Source organism: Amedibacillus sp. YH-ame10 (assembly GCF_053848885.1).
In genome coordinates this window covers 109910-131409 of the sequence record NZ_JBSPFA010000003.1, presented here as the reverse complement: position 1 = coordinate 131409, position 21500 = coordinate 109910, and the positions used below count along the sequence as shown (strand labels likewise).

Sequence of the window (21500 nt, the reverse complement as noted above, 5' to 3'; positions counted from 1 at the left end):
TTTCCATAAACAAATTGTATTCCTTGTTTTTCAATTACCTTTGTGAGCTTGTCAATCAAAGACTGTATTTCTTCTGGTGTCCATTCACACATGCTAGCACATTCAATATACTCAGAAAGCTTTGAAATCATAAAATTTAATCTCATAAACGTTTTGTCTCTAGTCTTTATTGCGGTCTTCTTCCATATGAATGTAAACTTATTTGCGTTTGCTTCTATTTTTGTTCCATCGATATACATGACATCAGTGTCTACTATATCCAGTGAACAGATGGAAATGAAAATATCTTTAAATATGTTTTCAACTGAATCTTTCATATAGTGATTAATGAAACGTTGAATGGCCATATGAGAAGGTTGTTCTTCATTCATGAGATACATGAAGCGAATATCTGTTTTACATGCATGCTCAATCTTTCTTAAACTATAAATTTTATTCATAAACGCAAACAGAACAATTTTGATCATCTTAAAGGGATTGTATTCTTCACGACCTTTTCGTATTGGGTGTGACAGGTATTTATTCCAATTGACTCCTTCCATCACTTTAAGAAAACTGAACACTGGATCTGAAGAATTTAACTTTTTTCCTAAATCTAGTGGTAAAATCATCTGTTGTGTAGTATAATCCATATTGTTGAGATACGGATAATTTGACTCTAACACATTGTTGTTTTCCATAGTTAAATTATACCAAAAAAACACGTCTTCCTCTTATGAGATTGACGTGTTTTTTTATGTTATGGCTGTTTCTTATTCGTTACAGCCTCTTTATTCGTTATTAAGCTTTTCCTGTAGAACCGAATTCTTTCATCATAGCTGTAACTTTAGCTTGAATTGCATCAGCACCTGGTTTTAAAAGTTTACGTGGATCGTATCCTTTACCTTCTTGGTCTTTACCAGCTTCTACGTATGTACGAGTCGCTGCAGCAAATTCTAACTGTAATTCTGTGTTAACGTTGATTTTAGAAACACCTAAATCGATAGCTTTTGCGATCTGATCAGCAGGGATTCCTGAACCACCGTGTAATACTAATGGTTTACCATTTGTAGCGTCTTGGATTTCTCCTAAACGTTCAAAGTTAAGACCTTTCCAGTCTGCAGGGTATTTACCATGGATGTTTCCGATACCAGCAGCTAAGAAGTCTACACCTAATTCAGCGATAGTAGCACATTCTTTAGGATCTGCTTGTTCACCCATAGAAGTAACACCATCTTCTTCACCACCGATTCCACCAACTTCACATTCAATAGAGATTCCTTTTGAGTGAGCTAGTTCGATCATTTCTTTTGATTTTGCTAAGTTTTCTTCGAATGCATAGTGAGAACCATCAAACATTACTGAAGTGAAACCAGCTTCGATACAAGCTTTTGCACCTTCATAAGAACCGTGATCTAAGTGAATTGCAACTGGAACAGTGATTCCTAAGAAATCATGGATTTCTTTCACCATTGCAACGACGTTTTTGAATCCGCACATGTATTTTCCTGCACCTTCAGAAACACCTAACATAACTGGTGATTTTGATTCTTCTGCTGCAAGTAGAATAGCTTTTGTCCATTCCATGTTGTTGATGTTGAATGCTCCTACTGCGTAATGACCAGCATGAGCCTTATCGATCATATCTTTTGCTGAAACTAATGCCATAAATAATTCCTCCTTTTATCATTTTTACACTCTTATTCTACTTCATTTTTACCTTTTTGAAAAGGTTATTTTAACATTCTCTTCGTTTATTATGTAATGTAAAGACTTTCATAGCCCTATGATTCTTTATTTTTCTCGTTTTATTTTCTTAGATATAATAAAAACGCACAATCGTGCGTTAGTATTCGTCATCTTTTTCTTTTGTTTCTATTTCTTCAGAATCATCATAGCTATCGCTATCATCGTCGTCAGATTCATCAATTAAGATTTCTTCTGTATCTACAACAACTTCTTTATACGTATGACGTTCTCTTAAATCCCATTGGTTGCTACCAATGTTTACAAAACGATCATCCAATGATAAATCACTATAGAACTGAGCGATATTATCTTCTTCTTGTTCCTTTGTAAATGCCATAATCTGACATACTTCTTCCCATAACTTTATAAATACGATAGCTTTTTTCTTAGGTTTCATCAAATCATAAGCTACATCAATCATTGCCTTTTTCATAAGAATATTTCCTCCTACATTTTCTCTATGGCATCTACACCGATAAGATATAACGCATTCTTCAGTGTAATCTTAGTTGCTTTTAAAAGAGCAAGACGCTGTGAAGATAATTCTTCGTGTTCTTGATCGATAACTTTACAAGCATTATAGAAACTGTGGAAATGCTGTGCCAGTTTCTGTATATAGTTACAAACCTTATGCGGAGCACGATTGCGTGCAGCATCGCTTACAACATTTGTGAACTCATTGATATACTTCATTAAAGCAATTTCTTTTTCATGTGTTAATAATTCAAAACTCGTTGCTTCTTTCATATCAGGAGCTTGACGAAGAATGGAACAAATACGTGCATGCGCATATTGTGCATAATACACAGGATTATCATTGCTTTGTTTTCTCGCAAGCCCAAGATCAAAGTCTAGGTGTGTATCAACTGCTCTTTGTACAAAGAAGTAACGAACCGCATCCACTCCTACCTCATCACATAACTCACGAATCGTAACAGCATTACCAAGACGTTTACTCATCTTGACCTCTTCCCCGTTTTCCACTAAACGTACCATCTGAATGATATCCACCTGTAGTTTATCTGGGTCATTGCCTAACGCCTCTATACTTGCCTTTAAACGAGGGATATAGCCATGGTGGTCTGCACCTAACAAATCCACTAATAAATCATACCCTCTATCTAACTTATCCTTATGATATGCAATATCAGGTACAAGATATGTATAAGAACCATCATTTTTTCTTAATACACGATCTTTATCATCTTTGAAGTCTGTTGTACGAAACCAAAGAGCACCCTCTTCTTCATAGAGTAATCCTTTTTCCTCAAGAAGAGCCAAAGATTTTTCCACTTTACCTTCATCACGAATACTTTGTTCACTACTCCATACATCAAAATGAACACGGAAATAATCAAGATCTCTCTTAATCTTATCCAATTCAAATTCAATACCTTTTTGTTTGAAGAATTTTATATGTTCTTGTGTTTCTTCAACATAAGCATCTTTATACTCTTTCGCAATTTCAATTGCGATATTCTTTACATCCTCACCATGATACCCATCTTCTGGTAAAGAAAATGGCAATCCTAGATATTCACGATATCTAGCTTGTAGTGACAATCCTAAATTAACAATTTGATTCCCAGCATCATTTACATAATATTCACGACAAACATCATATCCACTAGCATTCATCAAACGAGTGATACTATCACCCCAAGCTGCACCACGTGCATGACCTAAATGCAAATCACCTGTAGGGTTTGCGGATACGTATTCAACATTTACTTTCATACCTTGCCCAGAGTTACTAGAACCAAATGCATCACCTTCAACTAAAACTTTTTGAATAATTTCAGCCAAGGATGTATTTTTGATTACAAAGTTAATAAATCCTGGACCTGCAATTTCACATGTTTCAATAGAAGCTTCTTCATAGTTTAATGCATCAATGATAGACTGCGCAATCACACGTGGATTATTCTTCAATGTTCTTGTAAGCTGCATAGCAATGTTCGTTGAGTAATCACCATGATCTTTATCCTTCGGAATTTCAATCACGATTGTGTCCATATCTACTTCGATTTCAAAAACTTTTAAAACTGCTGAAGACAGTGCCTTCTTTAAATTACTCTCGATTTGATTCACTTTGTCTCCTCCTTTATATCCCATATAATGCGATAGCTTTCTAATATCATACCATTTTGAAGTATATCATATTCAATAGCAATGGTTTTATCTTTCCTAATATACTTGTGTGTGTTTATTTCAATTTCTATAATTCCAAATTCTGTCATTAGTGTACCCTGTGTAAGTTCATTACAAACAAAGCACAGTTCAGAAGAGACATCACTTTTCCTTCTGATCATCAACATGTTATCACTTGCTTCAACATTCACTTCTGCACTGCCATCATATTCAAGATAAGATAGAGATGTGCATGAATCTGTATGAACATAATTGATGGTTCCTTTATACATGATGGACTTATCTTGTGTATTTAGATTTTTCTGCTTTACAATCGCTTGTTTTTTCACATTTTCACCACTTATCATGAGCATTATAGCAGAATTATCATATCGTGCAATACTTTTTTACCATTTTATTTTCTTTTTTTCTTGTTTTTCTTTATCCTATGCTTAAAAATACTTTATATCGTATAGTAATTCACTTTCTATTTAAAACTATTTCTTAAAATGATGTGCAACTATATTACCATTTTGGAATATAGTTTTCATTTAGAACTTAATGTAACAAATATTCTTTATATTCTAAAAGTAGAATATAAAGTTTTGTTCAAAACTATTATTTTTTATCTGCCGTTTATTGTCGTGTTGCTATTTTTTCAAGCACGCCTTTCAAGTGCATGTTTTCGGATCAAAAAAATCAGTATATTTTTATGTCAAAAATGACCCAAAAACACAAAAACTCTTCCTTATAATATATATAGCAATAATTCTTTAAAATTTTCTGAAAATACACACCTCATTTACACCGGCAAAAAATGACCCTATTTTCGCAAAACTCTTCCTTATATTATATATAGCAAAAAAACACAAATTTGTTACTGATTATTCCATATGATATTAGACAAATATACCACTTAAATTTTCAATGCACTTTTCATCTAATTTTATAATTTTTGTATATTCCACTTTTATAGTATAAAAATTATCTCATGAGAATAACAAATGTTTAAGCACCTTCTATGAACTTTTTATGAGTAATTAATTTTTATGAAAATAAATACATTCCTTTTACATTTATTCTTTTTGAGAGATAATACTATAAAAGTGGAATATTGAATAATTATAATTATGAATCTGTTTCATCTTTTGTTTAAAATTATAAAGACTGTTCAAACTATAAGCATAAGGGGTGATGCTATGAAAGTCTTTAGAAAAGTTTCCTTCGTCGTTATCTTTGCTATCTTAACAATCATTGGAGGTATTTACATATATGCATTCGTTGATCGACTATCCTTGGATGAGCAACGTAAGAACATTACCATCTATGACACAAATGGGAATGTAATGTATGAATCAAATTTCAAGAAAGATATGCAATGGACCCCTATCTCAAAAATACCTAAGTTTGTACAAAACGCATTTGTCAGTGTTGAGGACAAGCGATTTGAATATCACGCAGGTATAGATCCAATAAGAATTTCAAAAGCTCTACTTACAAATATATCGCATGGTGATATCCTGCAAGGTGGGTCAACCATTACACAGCAATATGCGAAGAACCTATTTCTAACCAATGAACAAAATGTACAACGTAAGGTACAAGAAATGTTGTACTCTGCTCGACTAGAAATGCAATATAGCAAGAAAGAAATTCTTGAAGGTTATTTAAACACCGTTTACTTTGGCCATGGAGTATATGGTGTGAATTCTGCAGCAAAGTATTTTTTTGATAAAACGTTAGAGGAACTCTCTATCGCAGAGACGGCAATGCTTATTGGCATTCCGAATGGGCCAAGTATCTATTCCCCATTTCTACATTTGGATAATGCGATTAAAAGACAACATTTAATTCTAGGTGTTCTTGAAAATAACGGTGTCATATCTTCTGAAGAAAAAACCAAGGCACTGAGTGAAACACTTCATCTTGCGGACTCAACAAAAAATAAATCAATTGGAATCGATCAGTATTACATTGATTCGATTATTCAACAAATCAGTAAGATGGACCTTGATTTTGATCAAGAGCTACATATATACACATATTATGATCCTGAAGTTCAACAAACATTAACCGACGCCATTAAGAATAATGTATCTATGGATAGCGACATAGAAGCTGCTGGTATTATCACACAGCCATTTACCGGAAACATATTAGCAATATCTGGAGGAAAGGATTATACAATCTCTCAGTACAATCGAGCATTGAATAGTTCTAGGCAAGTCGCAAGTACTATCAAACCGCTTCTGTATTATTGTGCTTTACAAAATGGTTTTACTCCTGCATCCCAATTCACATCTGAAAGGACACAGTTTCATTTAGACGGAAACGAGGAATACTCACCCACCAATTATGGAGATGTCTATGCGAATGGAAAAATATCCATGATCAATGCAATTGCTTTATCAGATAATATATACGCTGAAAAGACACATATGTTTTTGGGAATCAACACATTGCATAATGCACTTCTTGATTTTGGGATTAAACAATCTACTCCCACCCCTTCACAAGCATTGGGCACAGTTAGCATGTCCTTAGCACAACTGAGCCGTATCTATAACACCTTCGCAAGTGAGGGCTTGTATACAGAACCATCCATGATTAAACAGATCAGCAATAAGAATAAAGTCATCTATAAGAAACCTGAAGAACCTAAACGATTATTGAATCGGGATGAAACACTGGTTCTTGATCAAATGCTAACGGCAACCTATGATATCAAAAACAAATCCTATACATGGCCTAGTATGTATGGATATCAACCAGATGTGAAAGTCGCTGTAAAATCTGGTACGAGTGATTGGGATTCCTTAGTGATTGGTTTCAACCCAGAATACACCGTTGGCATTTGGACGGGTTTTGATGACAATCGAGAATTAGGTACCCAATACTTTAAACTTAGCAAATCTATATTCAAAGATACATTCAATGCGTTATATACATCACGAACAGGTGTATGGTATCAACCTAGCGATGAAATCATCGCAAAAACAGTAGATCCTATTAGTGGAGAGGATAAATCTGATGGTTCTACCTATTGGTTTTTAAAATAAGTGAGATAAATGTGGTTAAAATACCCATTTTTATCACATAATCATCAAAAATACCCCAAATATTCATAAAATTCAAAAAAAAATAAAAAAATTTTTAAATATTTCTAAAACGTCATATGAGCCCATAAATAAAAGCCGAGGATAGAATTGGACACCTTCAGGAATCTTACGAAAATGAAAGATTTCAAAATTTAGGGGTTGCAATTAAAATTGTGCTTTGTTACAATGAGGACGTTGATATCGAGGTGATGAGATGAATTTTATCGAACGAAATACAAAAAAAGTAGCGTTGATCGTCTGTGTAGCTACAGCTGCATCAGGTGTAACAACAGTATTTGCTGCTCAAAATGCTGAAGGATGGCACGGAACTGGATCTCAGAAAGTGTTTATTGCTGAAGGCAAAGAAAAAGTGAATAGCTGGGTATTTGATGAAAACGGTGCTTACTATGTAAACGCAAGTGGACATCCTATTACTAGTGCTTGGAAAGTTATCAATGGTGCTAAATATTACTTTAACGCTGATGGCGTAAAAGTTTCAGGAACTCAAATTATTAATGGGAAACGTTATTACTTCCAAAAAGATGGTGTATTACCACAAGGTTGGAATAAAACAAACGATTCTTACTATAACGAATTTGGTGAAAAACTTACAGGTGTTCAAACAATTGATGGTGAAACATACAATTTCGGTGATGCTGGTAAATTACAGCAGGGCTGGGCAACTGTAGATGGTAAAGAAGTTTATTTCAGTAACGGTGCATTAGCTACTGGTGAAATTGAAATTGATGGACAAAAGTATAACTTTAACGATGATGGAACAATCACAAAAGGTTGGAAACAAATCGGTGAAGAAAAAGCTTATTGTGATGACTATGGAAATATGATTCATGGTTGGAAAGAAATCGATGGAAAGAAATACTACTTCAACAAACAAGGATTTGCAGCTACAGACACTGAATATGCAGGTTATAAATTCGATGCAGACGGTGTTGCTACTGAAATCGAAGAAACAGAAACAACTACATCTAGAGGTGGTTCAAACGGATCAAGTTCTAGTTCAAGTGCAAATTTACCATCCGCAAAAGGTGGTATCGCTGGTGCAGCATTAGCTCAGGTTGGTGTTTTCCAGGATTGTACTGCTTTAGCTTCAAATTCATTGGCTGCTGTAGGAATCAATTTCCATGGTTGGCCAGCTGATTACCTTTCATTAGGATCAGTTACAAGTAATCCTCAACCAGGAGACTTGATTTACTACCCAGGACACATTGCTGTTTATATTGGGAATGGTCAGGCTGTACACGGTGGATATTTAGGAAATCAAACTGTTGTAGCTTCAGTTTACATCAGTGGTACTCCAACATATATTCGTGTAGGTGGATAACATGAAAAGAAGGAAATTTTCCTTCTTTTTTTCTTTTTTAACCAATTCTTAACATTTCTTAAGGAATTAAACAGAAAGAACTGCGTTTTTTAATCGTTTTAAGAGATTTTTTTATTAGTTGCACACTTTGATTGCCCCTATGTATTAAAAAGTGCTTAAAACGAGTTTAAAAGCGTTTGTTTGTATGCAACCATCAGTTGCAAATGTTATTTTCTTGCAGTAAACAAAAAGAGAAGATCATTCTATCTACTAGAAATGGTCTTCTCTTTGTTGTTATTCGATTGTTTCTCTCCAAATCTTTGCCCCAAGAGCTAAGAGTTTGTCATCAATATGTTCATAGCCTCTTTCGATATGATAGATGTTACGTATGGTTGTAACACCATCCGCAATTAACCCAGCAATTACAAGACTAGCCCCACATCGTAAATCTGTTGCACATACTTCCGCTCCAGACAATGGCGTAGGTCCGCTCACAAAGGAACTTGGTATCATAACATTGATATTAGCGCCCATCTTATTCAATTCATGACAATGCTTAAAACGTTCTGTATAAATTGTCTCTGTTATAATGGATTGTCCAGTAGCTTGTGTTAATAAGGTCGTTAATGGTTGTTGTATATCTGTCGCAAACCCTGGATAAGGCAATGTTTTTATATCTGTTGCTATAATGTTTTCACTTTTGGTAATACGCACATTATCTACACCGATTTCCATCGTGATTCCAATTTCCTTCAATTTCGATAATAAGGCTTCTAAATGATGTGGAATGATATTATCAATAACAACATCATCTGCTGCTGCCGCAGCCATCACAATATACGTCGCAGCTTCAATGCGGTCAGGAATAATTTCATGGAAACATCCACTCAACTCTTTCACTCCATCGATAATGATAACATTCGTACCAACCCCACGAATATTCGCACCCATTTTATTAAGCAGTGTTGCCACATCTATAATTTCAGGTTCTTTCGCCGCATTCTCAATGGTTGTTCTTCCCTTTGCATATACTGCAGCCATCATAATATTGATTGTTGCACCTACACTAGCAATATCTAAAAATATATTGGTACCTACTAACTCATCTGCATGTAATATATAAGATCCATGATCGTATTTCACACTTGCACCTAATGCTTCAAATCCTTTTAAATGAAGATCGATAGGACGAGGTCCTAAATAACAACCTCCTGGCATCTTGATTTCTACGTGTCCATATTTTCCTAACAATGCACCCATAAAGTAATAAGAAGCTCTAAGCTTATTTACTGCGTCATGAATAACAGGCTTATTTTCCATTTCATTAGGATCAATGACAATTGTATCCGAAGAACGAATATCCACCTCAACTCCAAGTTCTCTCAATAATACTGATAAAGATTGAACATCTGATATATTTGGTACACCACAAATGGTAACTGGACCATTTGATAAAATAGCAGCCGGTATCAAAGCCACCGTCGCATTCTTCGATCCGCTGATTCTCACCGTCCCATTTAATTTATGTTTTCCTTCAATTTTTATTACTTCTTCCATTTATATTCTCCTTCCACTACTACTATTTTATAGATCCTGTATGAATATTGTGCCTATTCTATAGGAATTTATGAATTTATACGTTTTTTACATCAAATACTGCATTTATATTATAAAGCATTTGAACAGATATAGCTATTTTTTTTCATATTTTCTTACCATTGAAACGATATCAAAATTTTCCTAATTTTTTTAATATTTGATTAGTAAAAGCAGTATAATTTTGATATAATATAACAGATTTATAGAGAGAAGGAGTGGTTGAATGAAAAAGCGTGCTTTTGATAATGAAAAATATGTAAAACTTCAGTCTGAACATATCCTAAAGCGTATCAGTAGTTTCGGAGACAAGTTATATCTGGAATTTGGAGGAAAGCTTTTTGATGACCACCATGCCTCGAGGGTATTACCTGGTTTCCAACCTGATAGCAAGTTAAAAATGTTATTGGAACTGAAAGAACAAGTTGAAATTGTCATCGCAGTTAGTGCATATGACATTGAAAAGAATAAAATTCGTAGTGATATGGGAATTTCTTATGATGTAGAAGTTCTTCGATTGATTGATGCTTTCCGTGATACAGGATTGTACGTAGGAAGTGTAGTTATTACACAATATACAAACCAAACTTCCACGGAAGCTTTCAAATCTTTATTGGAACATCTTGGAATCAAAGTCTTTTTGCATTATATCATTCCTGGATATCCAAACAACATTCCTTTAATTGTATCGGATGAAGGATATGGAAAGAATGAATATATTGAAACAACCAAACCTTTGGTAGTGGTGACAGCACCTGGTCCTGGATCTGGAAAGATGGCAACATGTCTATCCCAGTTGTACCATGAACATAAACGTGGAGTAAAAGCAGGCTATGCAAAATTTGAAACATTCCCTATTTGGAATTTACCATTAAAACATCCTGTAAACTTAGCATATGAAGCCGCAACCGCAGACTTAAATGATATTAACATGATTGACCCATTCCATTTAGAAGCATATGGTGAAACGACCGTAAATTATAATCGTGATGTGGAAATATTCCCAGTATTAAACACAATGTTTGAGAAGATTTTAGGAAAGAGCCCTTATAAATCTCCTACCGATATGGGTGTGAATATGGTTGGCTATTGTATTTTTGATGATGATGCCGCAAGAGAAGCAAGTGTGGATGAAATCACTCGTCGTTATTATAAAGCAAGAGTAGATTATACAAAGGGACATACAACGGAAGATACAATCAAGAAAATCGAAATGATTATGTCTCAAACAAACATTACACCAATGCAACGCAAAGTTGTTTCTCCAGCACTTGAAAAAGCAGAAGAAACAGGTGCTCCTGCAGTGGCTATCGAACTTCCTGATGGAAGAATCGTTACAGGTAAAACAACTTCTTTATTAGGAGCAAGTTCTGCCGCTTTATTAAACGCCTTAAAGGCATTAGGAAATATCAACGATGAAATACCTTTGATTTCTCCTAATATTATTGAGCCAATTCAAAAATTAAAAGTAAATACCTTGGGAAACTCTAATCCTAGATTACATACCGATGAAGTCTTAATCGCTTTATCTATTTCTGCCACAACAAATCCAGTATCTCATTTAGCACTTCAAATGTTGGATCGTCTTGCTAGTTGCGAAGCACACAGCACGGTTATCTTATCATCCGTAGATGCGAATACATTCCGTAAATTACATATGAATCTTACATGTGAAAATAAATACCAAACAAAAAAATTGTATCATCATTAAGCGCTCATGCGCTTTTTTTCATGTTCTATTCAAGCAGCCTTCAATCTATCTTCAAACAGTCAACACATTGTATTGCTACAATATCTATGGTGATGAAAATGAAGAAAAAAGAAATTGCAGTTATGTTAGTAGCTGCCGCAGTATGTATAGGAGCGTGGGCCTTACGACCTAGCTTCTTTGAAAAAGATAATGGTATCATTTATGCAAAATCCTATGAAACAAGCGAAAATGTAAGTACCATTTACGACACGTCTGTGCAAAGTGAAATTGAGGATAACATTGAAAACATGAAGGCTTCCACTACTTATGACGAAACTTCTCCGCTATTAATCTATAACCCGTATGGTACCAACACACTTTCTATGTACGCATATTTTACGACAGGCACTCCTGCTAAAGTATCTTATACAATTCATGTCAGTGATGATAACATTAAAGACTTCACTCGTACCATTGATGGATCATATACGACCATACATGAAGCACAGCTCATTGGGCTTATTCCACATACAGACAATACAATTACCTTCCAGTTAACTTACGAAGATGGAACTACAAAAGAGTATTCATATTCCTATATCATGGGTGGTTTGTTAGGCAATGAAGAAGTACAATTAGAAAAAACCGAAGGAACTTCAAGTGAAGAAGTGAGCGATGGACTTTATGTCATCCTAGGAAATGATAGCAGTGAAGAAGATTTCATGTACTTCTATGATGAAAATGGAACCTTACGTGGAGAAGTTCCAATTGAAGAATATCGATCTCATCGTTTAGTATTTGAAGATGATGTCATGTATTATAGTTACAACAAGACCAAAATAGCGCAAATGAACGCATTAGGTCAAATAACAAATACTTATGATTTGGGTGATTACGAACTACATCATGATTATGTATTTGATGATGATGGAAACTTATTGATTCTTGCAACAGATACAACATCTGATACAGAAGAAGATTACATTATAAAACTAAACGTAACCACAAAAGAAGTTACTCTTGTGTGTGATTTAGGTGACTTGTTACCTGATTATAAAGCATCTACTTCAAAAGTGGATGGTACATGGGATTGGGCCCACTTAAATACCATTCAATGGCTTGGTGATGAACAGATTGTTGTAAGTTCTAGAGAAACATCAACAATTATGAAATTAAAGAATATTTATAGCGACATTCAAATGGACTATATGATTGGTGAGGATACTTTCTGGGAAGATACCTCTTATGCGGACTTATTGTTAAGTAAAGTAGGCGAGTTCGATTCACAAACTGGTCAACACTCAGTTACTTATGTGAAAGACGCTTCTTTAGAAGATGGTCAATATTATCTTTATATGTTCAATAACAATTACGGATACAGTACAACAAATACAACTTATGATTGGAGTCAAATAGAAGGTTGCGTCTCTAGCAAGCCTGACGACAGCGCAGTTAGTAAATATTATAAGTATCTTGTGGATGAGAATGCGAAAACTTATACCTTAGTGGATAGTTTCGATGTACCATTTTCAAGCTATGTATCAAGCGCTCAAGATACAAGTACAACCACCATTGTGGACAGTGGTACTGCGATGAATTTTCAAGAATACGATAGCAACCATGTGCTTATACAATCCTTTGATATGGATGCGGAAAACTTCATTTATCGAGTTTATAAATATACGTTTGATGGATTTTATTTTAATAAATAATATTACCCCCATGTAGATTGCATGGGGGTATCGCTGTGAATCATTAAAATATTATCACTTTATTTTAAAGTACGTATGATAACGTTGATCATTTAATTTATACAAAGGTATAAACTTTAATAAATCTACCATATCATAAAACATAAGCCCATCCTTCTTTATTTGTTGAGGAAGGCGTTCTTCATCCAATCTTGATGTCAAATATTCACGGTTATCGTGAAGTGCACATAACACGTATGGTCCATAGTGAAGTGATGCTATCGATTTATCATCTTGTGTCCTCTCAAGGAAATAGGAACAGTGAAAATCAAGTTCGATACTCCTATCACCCACTATATCCCTCAAGATAATGTAATCATCTTCCACCTGATATGTTATATTTTCCTTGTCAAGAATGACATCGTGACCATTTGCCCAATAAGGTATCCGAATGCGTAATGCATATGGTTTTTTACTCATCACTCTTAAGGATACCTTATCTGGATTTTCCATGGACACCCTCATATCCATTGTACAATCCTCAATTTCTAATTTTGAACTTATGAATAAATTGATGTAAATTTCATACTCTTTTTTATAAAAGATTGCGTCCATATATTGAAAATGGCTTTCAAGACTTGTTCCATGACAACAGCTATTTTCATCTAGATAGCTCTTCTTAGAGCCAGGTTCCATCGGAAAGAAATAGGTCGTTCCATCAGGTATTCCATTGATACGAGACGCTAGAATATGATTGATCATTGTTCGTTCGTAATAATCCATATACGTAACAGTTGGCTCATATGCAAATAGTTCTCTTGTCAATTTTAACATATTGTAGGATGCACATGTCTCTGCGGTATTATCATCAATCATAGATGCGATAGCATCAGGGGAATGAAATATTTCTCCTTCACCTATCCCACCATTGGCATATATATGATGGTCTGTCACAATATCCCAGAAGTTCTTCGCAATATCAAAATAACGTTTGATGTTTGTTCCTTTGAAGATTTCCAAGGAGCCTAGAATTTGAGGAATATGTTGGTTCACATGCAAATAACAAAGAGCATCTACATGTTGCATCATAGGGATGAACAATCGATCGTTATCAAACATTTGCGCAGCTAGCAAATGTTCTTTTTGTTTTGTATAACTATATAGCTTTGCTAAAGATTCATTTATACCGCCATATTCTCCAGCAATATAAATCCCCCACATCGTTTTCAACTGTGTTTTACTACACTTACTTAGTCTGCGATATACCCAATCCCCCATATGTGTAACGATGTCCAACGCTTCTTGTATATGTATCATCTCGTAACAATCTAACAAACCTGCCATCATCTTATGCATCGTATAATAAGGTGCCCATAGTTTAGGATATTGTGCAAATTCCTCTAACGCATCATACGCAGATTCATCAAATCCAGCTAGATAACCTTCATGAAAATTAGGAAGTTTGTTGAATTGATTTTGACAATGTTTTAATTCTTTTATCATATACCGAGCCTTAGCTTTAATAGCTTCATCTTTTGTGGCTTTAAAACATTTCGCAAGAGCGGACAAATAATGTCCTGTCGTATGTCCTCGAAGATTACTATCCGGAGTATCCCAGCCACTCATCGCAGGTGCTCCTTTAAGATCCAGCCCACAAGTCATTCGAAAATTGTAAAGCATCTGGTCATCGTTCATCTTTAATAATACATTTTGTAATTCTTTTTGTGCATCCAAAAACACACCTTCTTGTAAGGTGACATATGCAGATACATCTAAAACTTGTTTATCTTTGTCTAAGTATTCAACTTCTATATGTTCTTCTACTTCAACACTTGCTTCAACACAAACATCACTGCGTAATAATACACCATGAATTGTATATACTCCTGGTTTGGAATAGATGAGAGGGTTGTGTTGTTTCCAATCGATGGTATGTGTAAGTGTTTTGTGATCATTTGTTTCAACGATGGCTGTATTTGGTAATTCAATTGGTACATTACACTCCGCAATTACATGAATCGGTTGGATATGAATGATTGAAATAGGACGATTCTCTTCTAAAACCGTAACACTAAATTCTTTTTGTTTCACAATGTCTTTATACTGAAATGTCCCCACTAATGTAACGATTCTTTTTCCAGTTCCATTTCTTGGCCGTTTCACTTTTCCATCGCGTTTTATATATCTTGTATCCTTAGATTCCCAGGAAATGATGGTTCCATGTTCACCCACATAAGGCAATTGCAAATCAAATTGAACCGTGTTTAAATTCCCTAGGTTTACTGTTTCTATATCTTCATTCAAACGTTGTATATCTGTTTTCATAATCACTCACCTACTTATTATTAAAGTGTTTCTGTGCAAATGTCTTACGATAAATGGTTGGTGTAACATGCTCCACCTTTTTGAACACACGCATAAAATATTTGGGATCATCGTAACCGACTTCATATGCAATTTGTGGAATATCCTTTGTTGTATTTACTAACATCGATTTTGCATATTCAATACGATACTTTGTTATCAATTCCTTGATGGATATTCCTTCATTTTCTTTAAACATTCTTGATAAATAGCTTTTATTATAGCGAAATTCTTCTGCTATGTATTCTACACTTATATTTTCAAATGCATGAATTCTAACCCAATCACGTATGGGTTGTGTTATATTGGCAGATGTGTTTTTTCCATTTGGGAAATAGGATTGATGTGTTTGATAAGATACCTCCATTAGAATACTAGTCATAAAATAATCTAAATAAAGACCATTTTTAGATTCTTCGTATATGTCTAGAAGCTGATTAAATAAGATATTCATACGATTCATACTAATCTTATTTGTATATTCAGGTAAAATCATCATCCCTTTGAACATATCCGAATCACTTAATTTTTCCACCGTTTCAAAACTCATATTTTCAAAAAGGATTCCTGAGAAATGGCACCAGAAAAATTTTAAACCCTTTTCACTATAGTTCACGCCTTCATGGCAACTAAAGGGTGGAATAATTAAAACTTCGTAAGGTCGCACTTCGTAACATGTGTTGTTTACCTTAATGGATAACACTCCACTATACACCGCGATAATTTCATAACTATCAATGATACGTTTATCATGTCTCCAACGATCATCGGATACAAAGATTCCTACACTCTCACATATAACGGGTTGATCAATCTGATTTTTAACAAAGAACATATCCATTCCTCCTTTTACACCTTCAATAATTCATCGAGATGTTTTCTTAACAATGTAAGTACAAGTACACCAGCAAATAACATCAGTGCCATGATTGGAAATAACATCATTTGGGATTGTGCTGTTTTTAAATATTGAAATACACATATCGCAATTCCATTCGCAATTGAATTGGATTGTAGCCAAGCGGATTGTAACTGTGCTTCGTAGGAAACTGGCGCAAGTCTTGCGGTAAGGGAAGCTCCAATGGGATCCATTAAATTTTGTGATATCCCTAAAAACAGGAAGTACACCAATATCCAAAGAGAAGAAAATCGGGATTGACTAAGGGTTAAGATTGGAATGGATAACAGGGTGTACGCAAATGCCATACAAAACATACCTGCCCTATATTTACTCGTTGATTTTATATTCTTATGTTTCTTTAAGGACCAAAACCATACAAAGAAAGCACTTATAAAAATACTCATAAAAGCTGCTATTGAAGTAAAGGTTGCGGGTGCGACATCAATTCCAAAGATATGCAAATCGATTTTTGATTCTATAAATACCGCAAGACCTGTTGTTACAAAAACAGCAGAAAGAGAGACAAGCACCTGAAGCGCAAACATATAGTTAAATGGCTTCAATCGTTGTCTTTCTTTCTTCGTTAAGGATGTATTTCTTTGTATTCTCCATAAGAACACAATGGGAATCATAAAGGAAATGCCTGCGATACCATATAGGATATCATCAACATCAAACCAACCCTTTGACATAACCATTACCACTATCGTAAGTAAACTACTTACAATTACACAAAAATAGATGGCAATCTTTATCAGCTTATTTTTTTCAATTGGACGTTGTGGTTTTTCACCTAGGCTTTTAAAATATCGTTTACCAAAGAAAAGTACCATTGCGCCATAGGCAAAGGCAAACAGAGCGGAAATAAAGAAACCTAAATGGTAAGAGTGCATACCAATAAAACCAATGGTAATAGGCGCAATGAAGCCACCCAAATTATTCGCTATCGCATGAATGGTAAATGCGGCATCTCGCTTCGCATTTTCATCATGTTCATACAACTGTCCAGTTAATGAGGCATTACTCGCGCCCATGATGGGAAGCGACATCAAGATAAGCGCAAGGATTGCGAAAAAGCGTCCCTGTTGTAGATTCACAACAGGAACTGCTAATAATAGAAAAGCGATACCTTTTACTATATCTCCAATAATAATCGCTTTGCGAGCACCAAAAACACGGTCTGCCAACCAACTCCCTACAATTGTAAACATAGAATTGCACGCACCCATAGCCGCAATCATACTTGCTGCTTGTCCTTGTGTAAATCCAAGTCCTCTTGTGTATGGCGTGTACTCCACCCCATGCAAAAGAATTGAAAAAATTACCTGTGGCAAGTATACCGAGTCCCCCTGGATGTCCCATGAATTGTGGATCACGTTTGTGATCACATTGCTGTGTGTTCATCTCACTTGACTCCTTTTTAGGTTTAGCTACTATGTTTACTATAACAGATGAAACTACGCAATGTCGATATCATTTTTTTACATTAGGTGGACTTTTATTACATAAAATGCATTATATAATGCAAATAAGTATAAATTACTTACTTTTTTAGAAATCTATATTGTTTATGTTGGAAGGATAATAAGCTCTTTTTTAGACTTTGTAATTTGTTCACAGCCATCTTTTTTCACTAAGAAATCATCCTCAATTCGCACACCCCCTAACCCTGGAACATAGATTCCTGGCTCAAGAGTTACAACTACATTTTCTTCAAACACAGCATCTGATGTATACGAAATAAATGGTGCTTCATGAATTTCTAATCCAAAACTGTGACCTGGTCCATGAATAAGATCATAGCCCTTATCTTTCATAAATGCTCGAATTTGTAAGTCTAAATCTTTACTTGCGATTCCTGCTTTTAAGATTGATGCCGCAAATGCTTGTGTTTGTTTTACAATTTCATATATTCTCAATAATTCTTCGTTCACATCTCCTAAGGCAACCGTACGTGTAATATCACTACAATAATGTTTATACAAAGCTCCAAAGTCCATTGTAATCATATCTCCTTTTTGAAGGATTCGCTCACTTGCAACGCCATGAGGCAAAGCACCACGCTCACCAGATGCTACTATGGTTTCAAAAGAACATGTAGATGCACCACGTTTTCGCATTTGAAATTCAAGTTCATCCGTCACTTCTTTTTCACTTACCCCGGGACGAATGAAGGATAAAATCTCTGAGAAACTTTCATCCGCAATCTCACATGCCTTGCGTATCAATATTAATTCTTCTTCACTTTTTATCTTGCGCATTCCTTCTAACAATTTAGGCGCAAATACTATTTTTGCCTTTGTATGTTGTTCAAGCTCTTGTTGTTGACCATAGGTTATATCATCTTGATCAATCGAGATTTCTTTAATCTTCAGTTCATCGATATATTCACCTAAATCTGTAAACATGCTTGTTTTCCATCGCACGACATCAAAACCTTTTGTTGCCTCTTTCGCTTCCGTCATAAAGCGACCATCACTAATGATTGTCGCATGTTCTTGTGTAACCAAAATTACTGCGACTCCTGCTTCAGCATAAAAATTTGATAAATAGTAAACATTTGCCTGTGAACTTACAAGCATTGCCTCTACTTGGTTTTCTTTCATTCTTTTACGTAACTGTTCAATTTTACTCATCTTTTTTCTCCTTCTGTTAAGAATGCCCGCGCCCAGTGTATAGGACGCGGGCATTACAACACGCTTTACTTTATTTTAAAATACACATGATATTGCTCTTTATCGATGCTTGCGAATGGTACAAAGTCGATATTATTTACAGTGTCATGGAAAATATTTTGTTCCTTGTCTTGTGTAAACTGTGATGCCAAATCTTCTTTGTTCATGCTTAAGCTTAAGAAATCTTGCGTATCATCTAAGGCTGCTAAAACATATGGTCCATAATGTAAAGATAATAGTTCTTTTTTATCTGGTGTAGACTCTAGATAATAAGTACAAGCAAAGTCAATTACAATATTTGCTTCCTCTGCTAAAGTAGGAATTGCAAGATATCCATCTTTACCTTTTTCAAGTTGTACTTGTTTATCATCTATACTTACAATATAGGTATCATTCGCCCAATATGGCACACGTAATTTTAATGTATATCCTTTTGTCTGTTTTACATGTAGTTGCACATGACCTGGTTTGTTTTCATCTACTTCTTGTGATAATGTCGCACCCTGGAATGAAACCGTGGAGGATAGGTAGAGGTTAACGTATAAGGTGTCTTCATTATGGTAGTAGATTGCATCTCCATAACGGAAATGATTTTCCAAACCAGTTCCATGACAACAGCTGTTTTCTACATCGAATGATTTTTTACCGCCTGGTCTTAATGGCATGAAGTATGTACTTGCTCCAGTTGGCCTTTTTTCACCAGATGATAGGATATGGTTTCCCATTGTTCTTTCGTAGTAGTCCATATACTGTACATTAGGTTCATATTTGAACAATTCTTTGGTTAGCTTTAACATGTTATAAGATGCACATGATTCAGCAGAATGATCGCTTAGTAAAGAACCAATGTGATATGGTTGATGGAACATCTCCGTTTCTCCAGTACCACCGATTGTATAACAATGGGCTTTTGTTACAATCTCCCAGAAATATTTTGCTATTTGATAATAGGAAATTTCATTTGATACTTCAAACAACTTCATAGCTCCTATAATCTGAGGGATATGTTGATTGGCATGTATTCCACCCAATGCGTCTACCTTATGTGTCAATGGATAGAATAACTTGTCATTATCAAACATCTTAGCGGCAGCAAGATGATGTTCCTTATTTGTTAGCTTATATAATTCAGCCAGAGATTCATTCATACCACCAAATTCACCAGCAATATAAATACTCCACATTTTCTTCAATGTTTTGTTATCTAAACGACTTAAACGATTGTAAATCCAATCACCTAAACGATCCGCAATTACATAAGCATTTTCAATTTGAATTTCTTCGTAACAATCGATCAAACCTGCAACGATTTTGTGTAAAGTATAATATGGCGCCCATATTTCTGGATATGGAGTGAATTTTTCCAACAAGTCAAATTGACGTTCACTATATGCGCTTAAAAACCCTGCATGAAAGCCTTCCATCGTTTCAAACTTATTTTGGCACTCCAATAAAGAATCCACCATATATATAGCTTTTTCTTTAATTTTCTCATTCTTTGTTGCACTATAACAAGCTGCTAATGCACTTAGATAATGTCCAGAAGTATGTCCTCTTAAGTTCCCATCTGGTGTATCCCAACCAACCATAGCAGGTGCACCTTTTTTATCAATACCGCATGCTTCTCTAAAGTTATAAAGCATTTGATCATCGTCTTGTGCTAACAATACTTCCAACATAAGATCTTGTTGTTTTTTGAAGGAAGATGCGCCATCAAGAGAAACCTCATTACGTGCAAATGCATCAATCATCTTTTGTACATGTACTTCTTCTTTTTTAATACATTCCAATACATTTACTACTGCTTGTACATCAATGGAAGTATCCGTTAACACGCCATGAATTTCATAAGATCCAATCGTATCAAAAGTTCTTGTATCGCCTTCATCCCAAGTTACAGAATGTGAAATTGTTTTATCTTCATCACTGATTACAATCGCAACTGTTGGGATTTTTACTTCTTCATTCACAACTGCTTGTACTTCAATATCATATAATTTTTTTACTTTGATTTTGTTTGGTTCTTGTAAAACAGTTACTGGATATTGTTTTTGTTTTTCATCCTCACCGATACGGAAAGTTGCTGTTAATGTTAGGTCACGATTCCCTTTCCCATAAGCAAGCTGATGTACAATTCCACCATCTGTTATGTAACGTTCATCACTTGATTTCCAAGTGATTGTAGAGCCATGTTTTCCTTCTGTTGGTAAATCCAAATTGAATTCAACTGTTTTCAAGTTTCCGAGATACAGTGTTTCAATGTCTTTTTCTATTCTTGCAATATTTTCTGCATTCATTTTCCTTAT

At 34.8% G+C, this 21500-nt stretch carries 15 protein-coding genes; 4 read left to right on the top strand and 11 right to left on the bottom strand.

Features of this window, described 5'->3' with window-relative positions; all coding sequences use genetic code 11:
- From ACWG42_RS02305 to ACWG42_RS02285, 5 genes are all read right to left on the bottom strand, one after another.
- Positions 1-680, bottom strand: a 680-nt coding sequence (locus ACWG42_RS02305) for a transposase (protein WP_455789888.1), incomplete at its 3' end; no start/stop codon positions are given.
- Positions 681-780: 100 nt separating this feature from the next.
- Positions 781-1647 (bottom strand): class II fructose-1,6-bisphosphate aldolase, encoded by an 867-nt coding sequence (gene fba, locus ACWG42_RS02300; protein WP_455789887.1) that lies wholly within the window; start codon positions 1645-1647, stop codon positions 781-783.
- 178 nt (positions 1648-1825) lie between these two features.
- Entirely contained in the window at positions 1826-2161 is a 336-nt protein-coding gene (gene rpoE / locus ACWG42_RS02295; protein ID WP_455789886.1) for a DNA-directed RNA polymerase subunit delta, read from the bottom strand.
- Between the two features lie 14 nt (positions 2162-2175).
- Positions 2176-3819: an arginine--tRNA ligase gene (gene argS / locus ACWG42_RS02290; RefSeq protein ID WP_455789885.1), complete on the bottom strand. Its 1644-nt coding sequence runs from the start codon at positions 3817-3819 to the stop codon at positions 2176-2178.
- A complete protein-coding gene (locus tag ACWG42_RS02285) occupies positions 3816-4226 on the bottom strand; it encodes a DUF1934 domain-containing protein (RefSeq protein ID WP_455789884.1) in 411 nt (136 codons plus the stop codon). Before ACWG42_RS02285 ends, argS begins: the two co-directional genes overlap by 4 nt.
- A gap of 831 nt (positions 4227-5057) precedes the next feature.
- Here ACWG42_RS02285 and ACWG42_RS02280 point away from each other — a divergent pair.
- Positions 5058-6917 (top strand): transglycosylase domain-containing protein, encoded by a 1860-nt coding sequence (locus ACWG42_RS02280; protein WP_455789883.1) that lies wholly within the window; start codon positions 5058-5060, stop codon positions 6915-6917.
- A gap of 253 nt (positions 6918-7170) precedes the next feature.
- The gene (locus ACWG42_RS02275; protein WP_455789882.1) at positions 7171-8298 is read left to right on the top strand and encodes an NlpC/P60 family protein; all 1128 of its coding nucleotides are present in this window, start codon (positions 7171-7173) and stop codon (positions 8296-8298) included.
- 273 nt (positions 8299-8571) lie between these two features.
- Here ACWG42_RS02275 and ACWG42_RS02270 read toward each other — a convergent pair whose 3' ends face one another.
- A complete protein-coding gene (locus ACWG42_RS02270) occupies positions 8572-9834 on the bottom strand; it encodes a UDP-N-acetylglucosamine 1-carboxyvinyltransferase (RefSeq protein ID WP_455789881.1) in 1263 nt (420 codons plus the stop codon).
- A gap of 265 nt (positions 9835-10099) precedes the next feature.
- Here ACWG42_RS02270 and ACWG42_RS02265 point away from each other — a divergent pair, with 265 nt between their 5' ends.
- Positions 10100-11584, top strand: coding sequence for a DUF1846 domain-containing protein (locus tag ACWG42_RS02265; protein ID WP_455789880.1), 1485 nt, complete (start codon positions 10100-10102; stop codon positions 11582-11584).
- Positions 11585-11682: 98 nt separating this feature from the next.
- Complete coding sequence (locus tag ACWG42_RS02260; protein ID WP_455789879.1) at positions 11683-13275, top strand: aryl-sulfate sulfotransferase; 1593 nt, start codon at positions 11683-11685, stop codon at positions 13273-13275.
- 54 nt (positions 13276-13329) lie between these two features.
- Here the strand turns inward: ACWG42_RS02260 and ACWG42_RS02255 are convergent, their stop codons facing one another.
- The 5 genes from ACWG42_RS02255 to ACWG42_RS02235 form a co-directional block, all read right to left on the bottom strand.
- The gene (locus ACWG42_RS02255; RefSeq protein WP_455789878.1) at positions 13330-15579 is read right to left on the bottom strand and encodes a beta-L-arabinofuranosidase domain-containing protein; all 2250 of its coding nucleotides are present in this window, start codon (positions 15577-15579) and stop codon (positions 13330-13332) included.
- 10 nt (positions 15580-15589) lie between these two features.
- The gene (locus ACWG42_RS02250) at positions 15590-16453 is read right to left on the bottom strand and encodes an AraC family transcriptional regulator (RefSeq protein WP_455789877.1); all 864 of its coding nucleotides are present in this window, start codon (positions 16451-16453) and stop codon (positions 15590-15592) included.
- Between the two features lie 14 nt (positions 16454-16467).
- Positions 16468-17853 (bottom strand): oligopeptide:H+ symporter, encoded by a 1386-nt coding sequence (locus ACWG42_RS02245; protein ID WP_455789876.1) that lies wholly within the window; start codon positions 17851-17853, stop codon positions 16468-16470.
- A gap of 234 nt (positions 17854-18087) precedes the next feature.
- The gene (locus ACWG42_RS02240) at positions 18088-19155 is read right to left on the bottom strand and encodes a M24 family metallopeptidase (protein WP_455789875.1); all 1068 of its coding nucleotides are present in this window, start codon (positions 19153-19155) and stop codon (positions 18088-18090) included.
- 65 nt (positions 19156-19220) lie between these two features.
- Positions 19221-21491 carry a beta-L-arabinofuranosidase domain-containing protein gene (locus ACWG42_RS02235; protein ID WP_455789874.1) on the bottom strand — a complete coding sequence of 757 codons (2271 nt, stop codon included), beginning with the start codon at positions 21489-21491 and terminating at the stop codon, positions 19221-19223.
- Between the last annotated feature and the right edge of the window lie 9 nt (positions 21492-21500).

Excerpts from the sequence above, each read along its gene's own strand:
- fba (WP_455789887.1), bottom strand. The coding sequence starts at position 1,647 with ATGGCATTAGTTTCAGCAAAAGATATGATCGATAAGGCTCATGCTGGT.
- rpoE (WP_455789886.1), bottom strand. The coding sequence starts at position 2,161 with ATGAAAAAGGCAATGATTGATGTAGCTTATGATTTGATGAAACCTAAG.
- ACWG42_RS02285 (WP_455789884.1), bottom strand. The coding sequence starts at position 4,226 with ATGATAAGTGGTGAAAATGTGAAAAAACAAGCGATTGTAAAGCAGAAA.
- ACWG42_RS02280 (WP_455789883.1), top strand. The coding sequence starts at position 5,058 with ATGAAAGTCTTTAGAAAAGTTTCCTTCGTCGTTATCTTTGCTATCTTA.
- ACWG42_RS02275 (WP_455789882.1), top strand. The coding sequence starts at position 7,171 with ATGAATTTTATCGAACGAAATACAAAAAAAGTAGCGTTGATCGTCTGT.
- ACWG42_RS02270 (WP_455789881.1), bottom strand. The coding sequence starts at position 9,834 with ATGGAAGAAGTAATAAAAATTGAAGGAAAACATAAATTAAATGGGACG.
- ACWG42_RS02265 (WP_455789880.1), top strand. The coding sequence starts at position 10,100 with ATGAAAAAGCGTGCTTTTGATAATGAAAAATATGTAAAACTTCAGTCT.
- ACWG42_RS02260 (WP_455789879.1), top strand. The coding sequence starts at position 11,683 with ATGAAGAAAAAAGAAATTGCAGTTATGTTAGTAGCTGCCGCAGTATGT.
- ACWG42_RS02255 (WP_455789878.1), bottom strand. The coding sequence starts at position 15,579 with ATGAAAACAGATATACAACGTTTGAATGAAGATATAGAAACAGTAAAC.
- ACWG42_RS02250 (WP_455789877.1), bottom strand. The coding sequence starts at position 16,453 with ATGTTCTTTGTTAAAAATCAGATTGATCAACCCGTTATATGTGAGAGT.
- ACWG42_RS02240 (WP_455789875.1), bottom strand. The coding sequence starts at position 19,155 with ATGAGTAAAATTGAACAGTTACGTAAAAGAATGAAAGAAAACCAAGTA.
- ACWG42_RS02235 (WP_455789874.1), bottom strand. The coding sequence starts at position 21,491 with ATGAATGCAGAAAATATTGCAAGAATAGAAAAAGACATTGAAACACTG.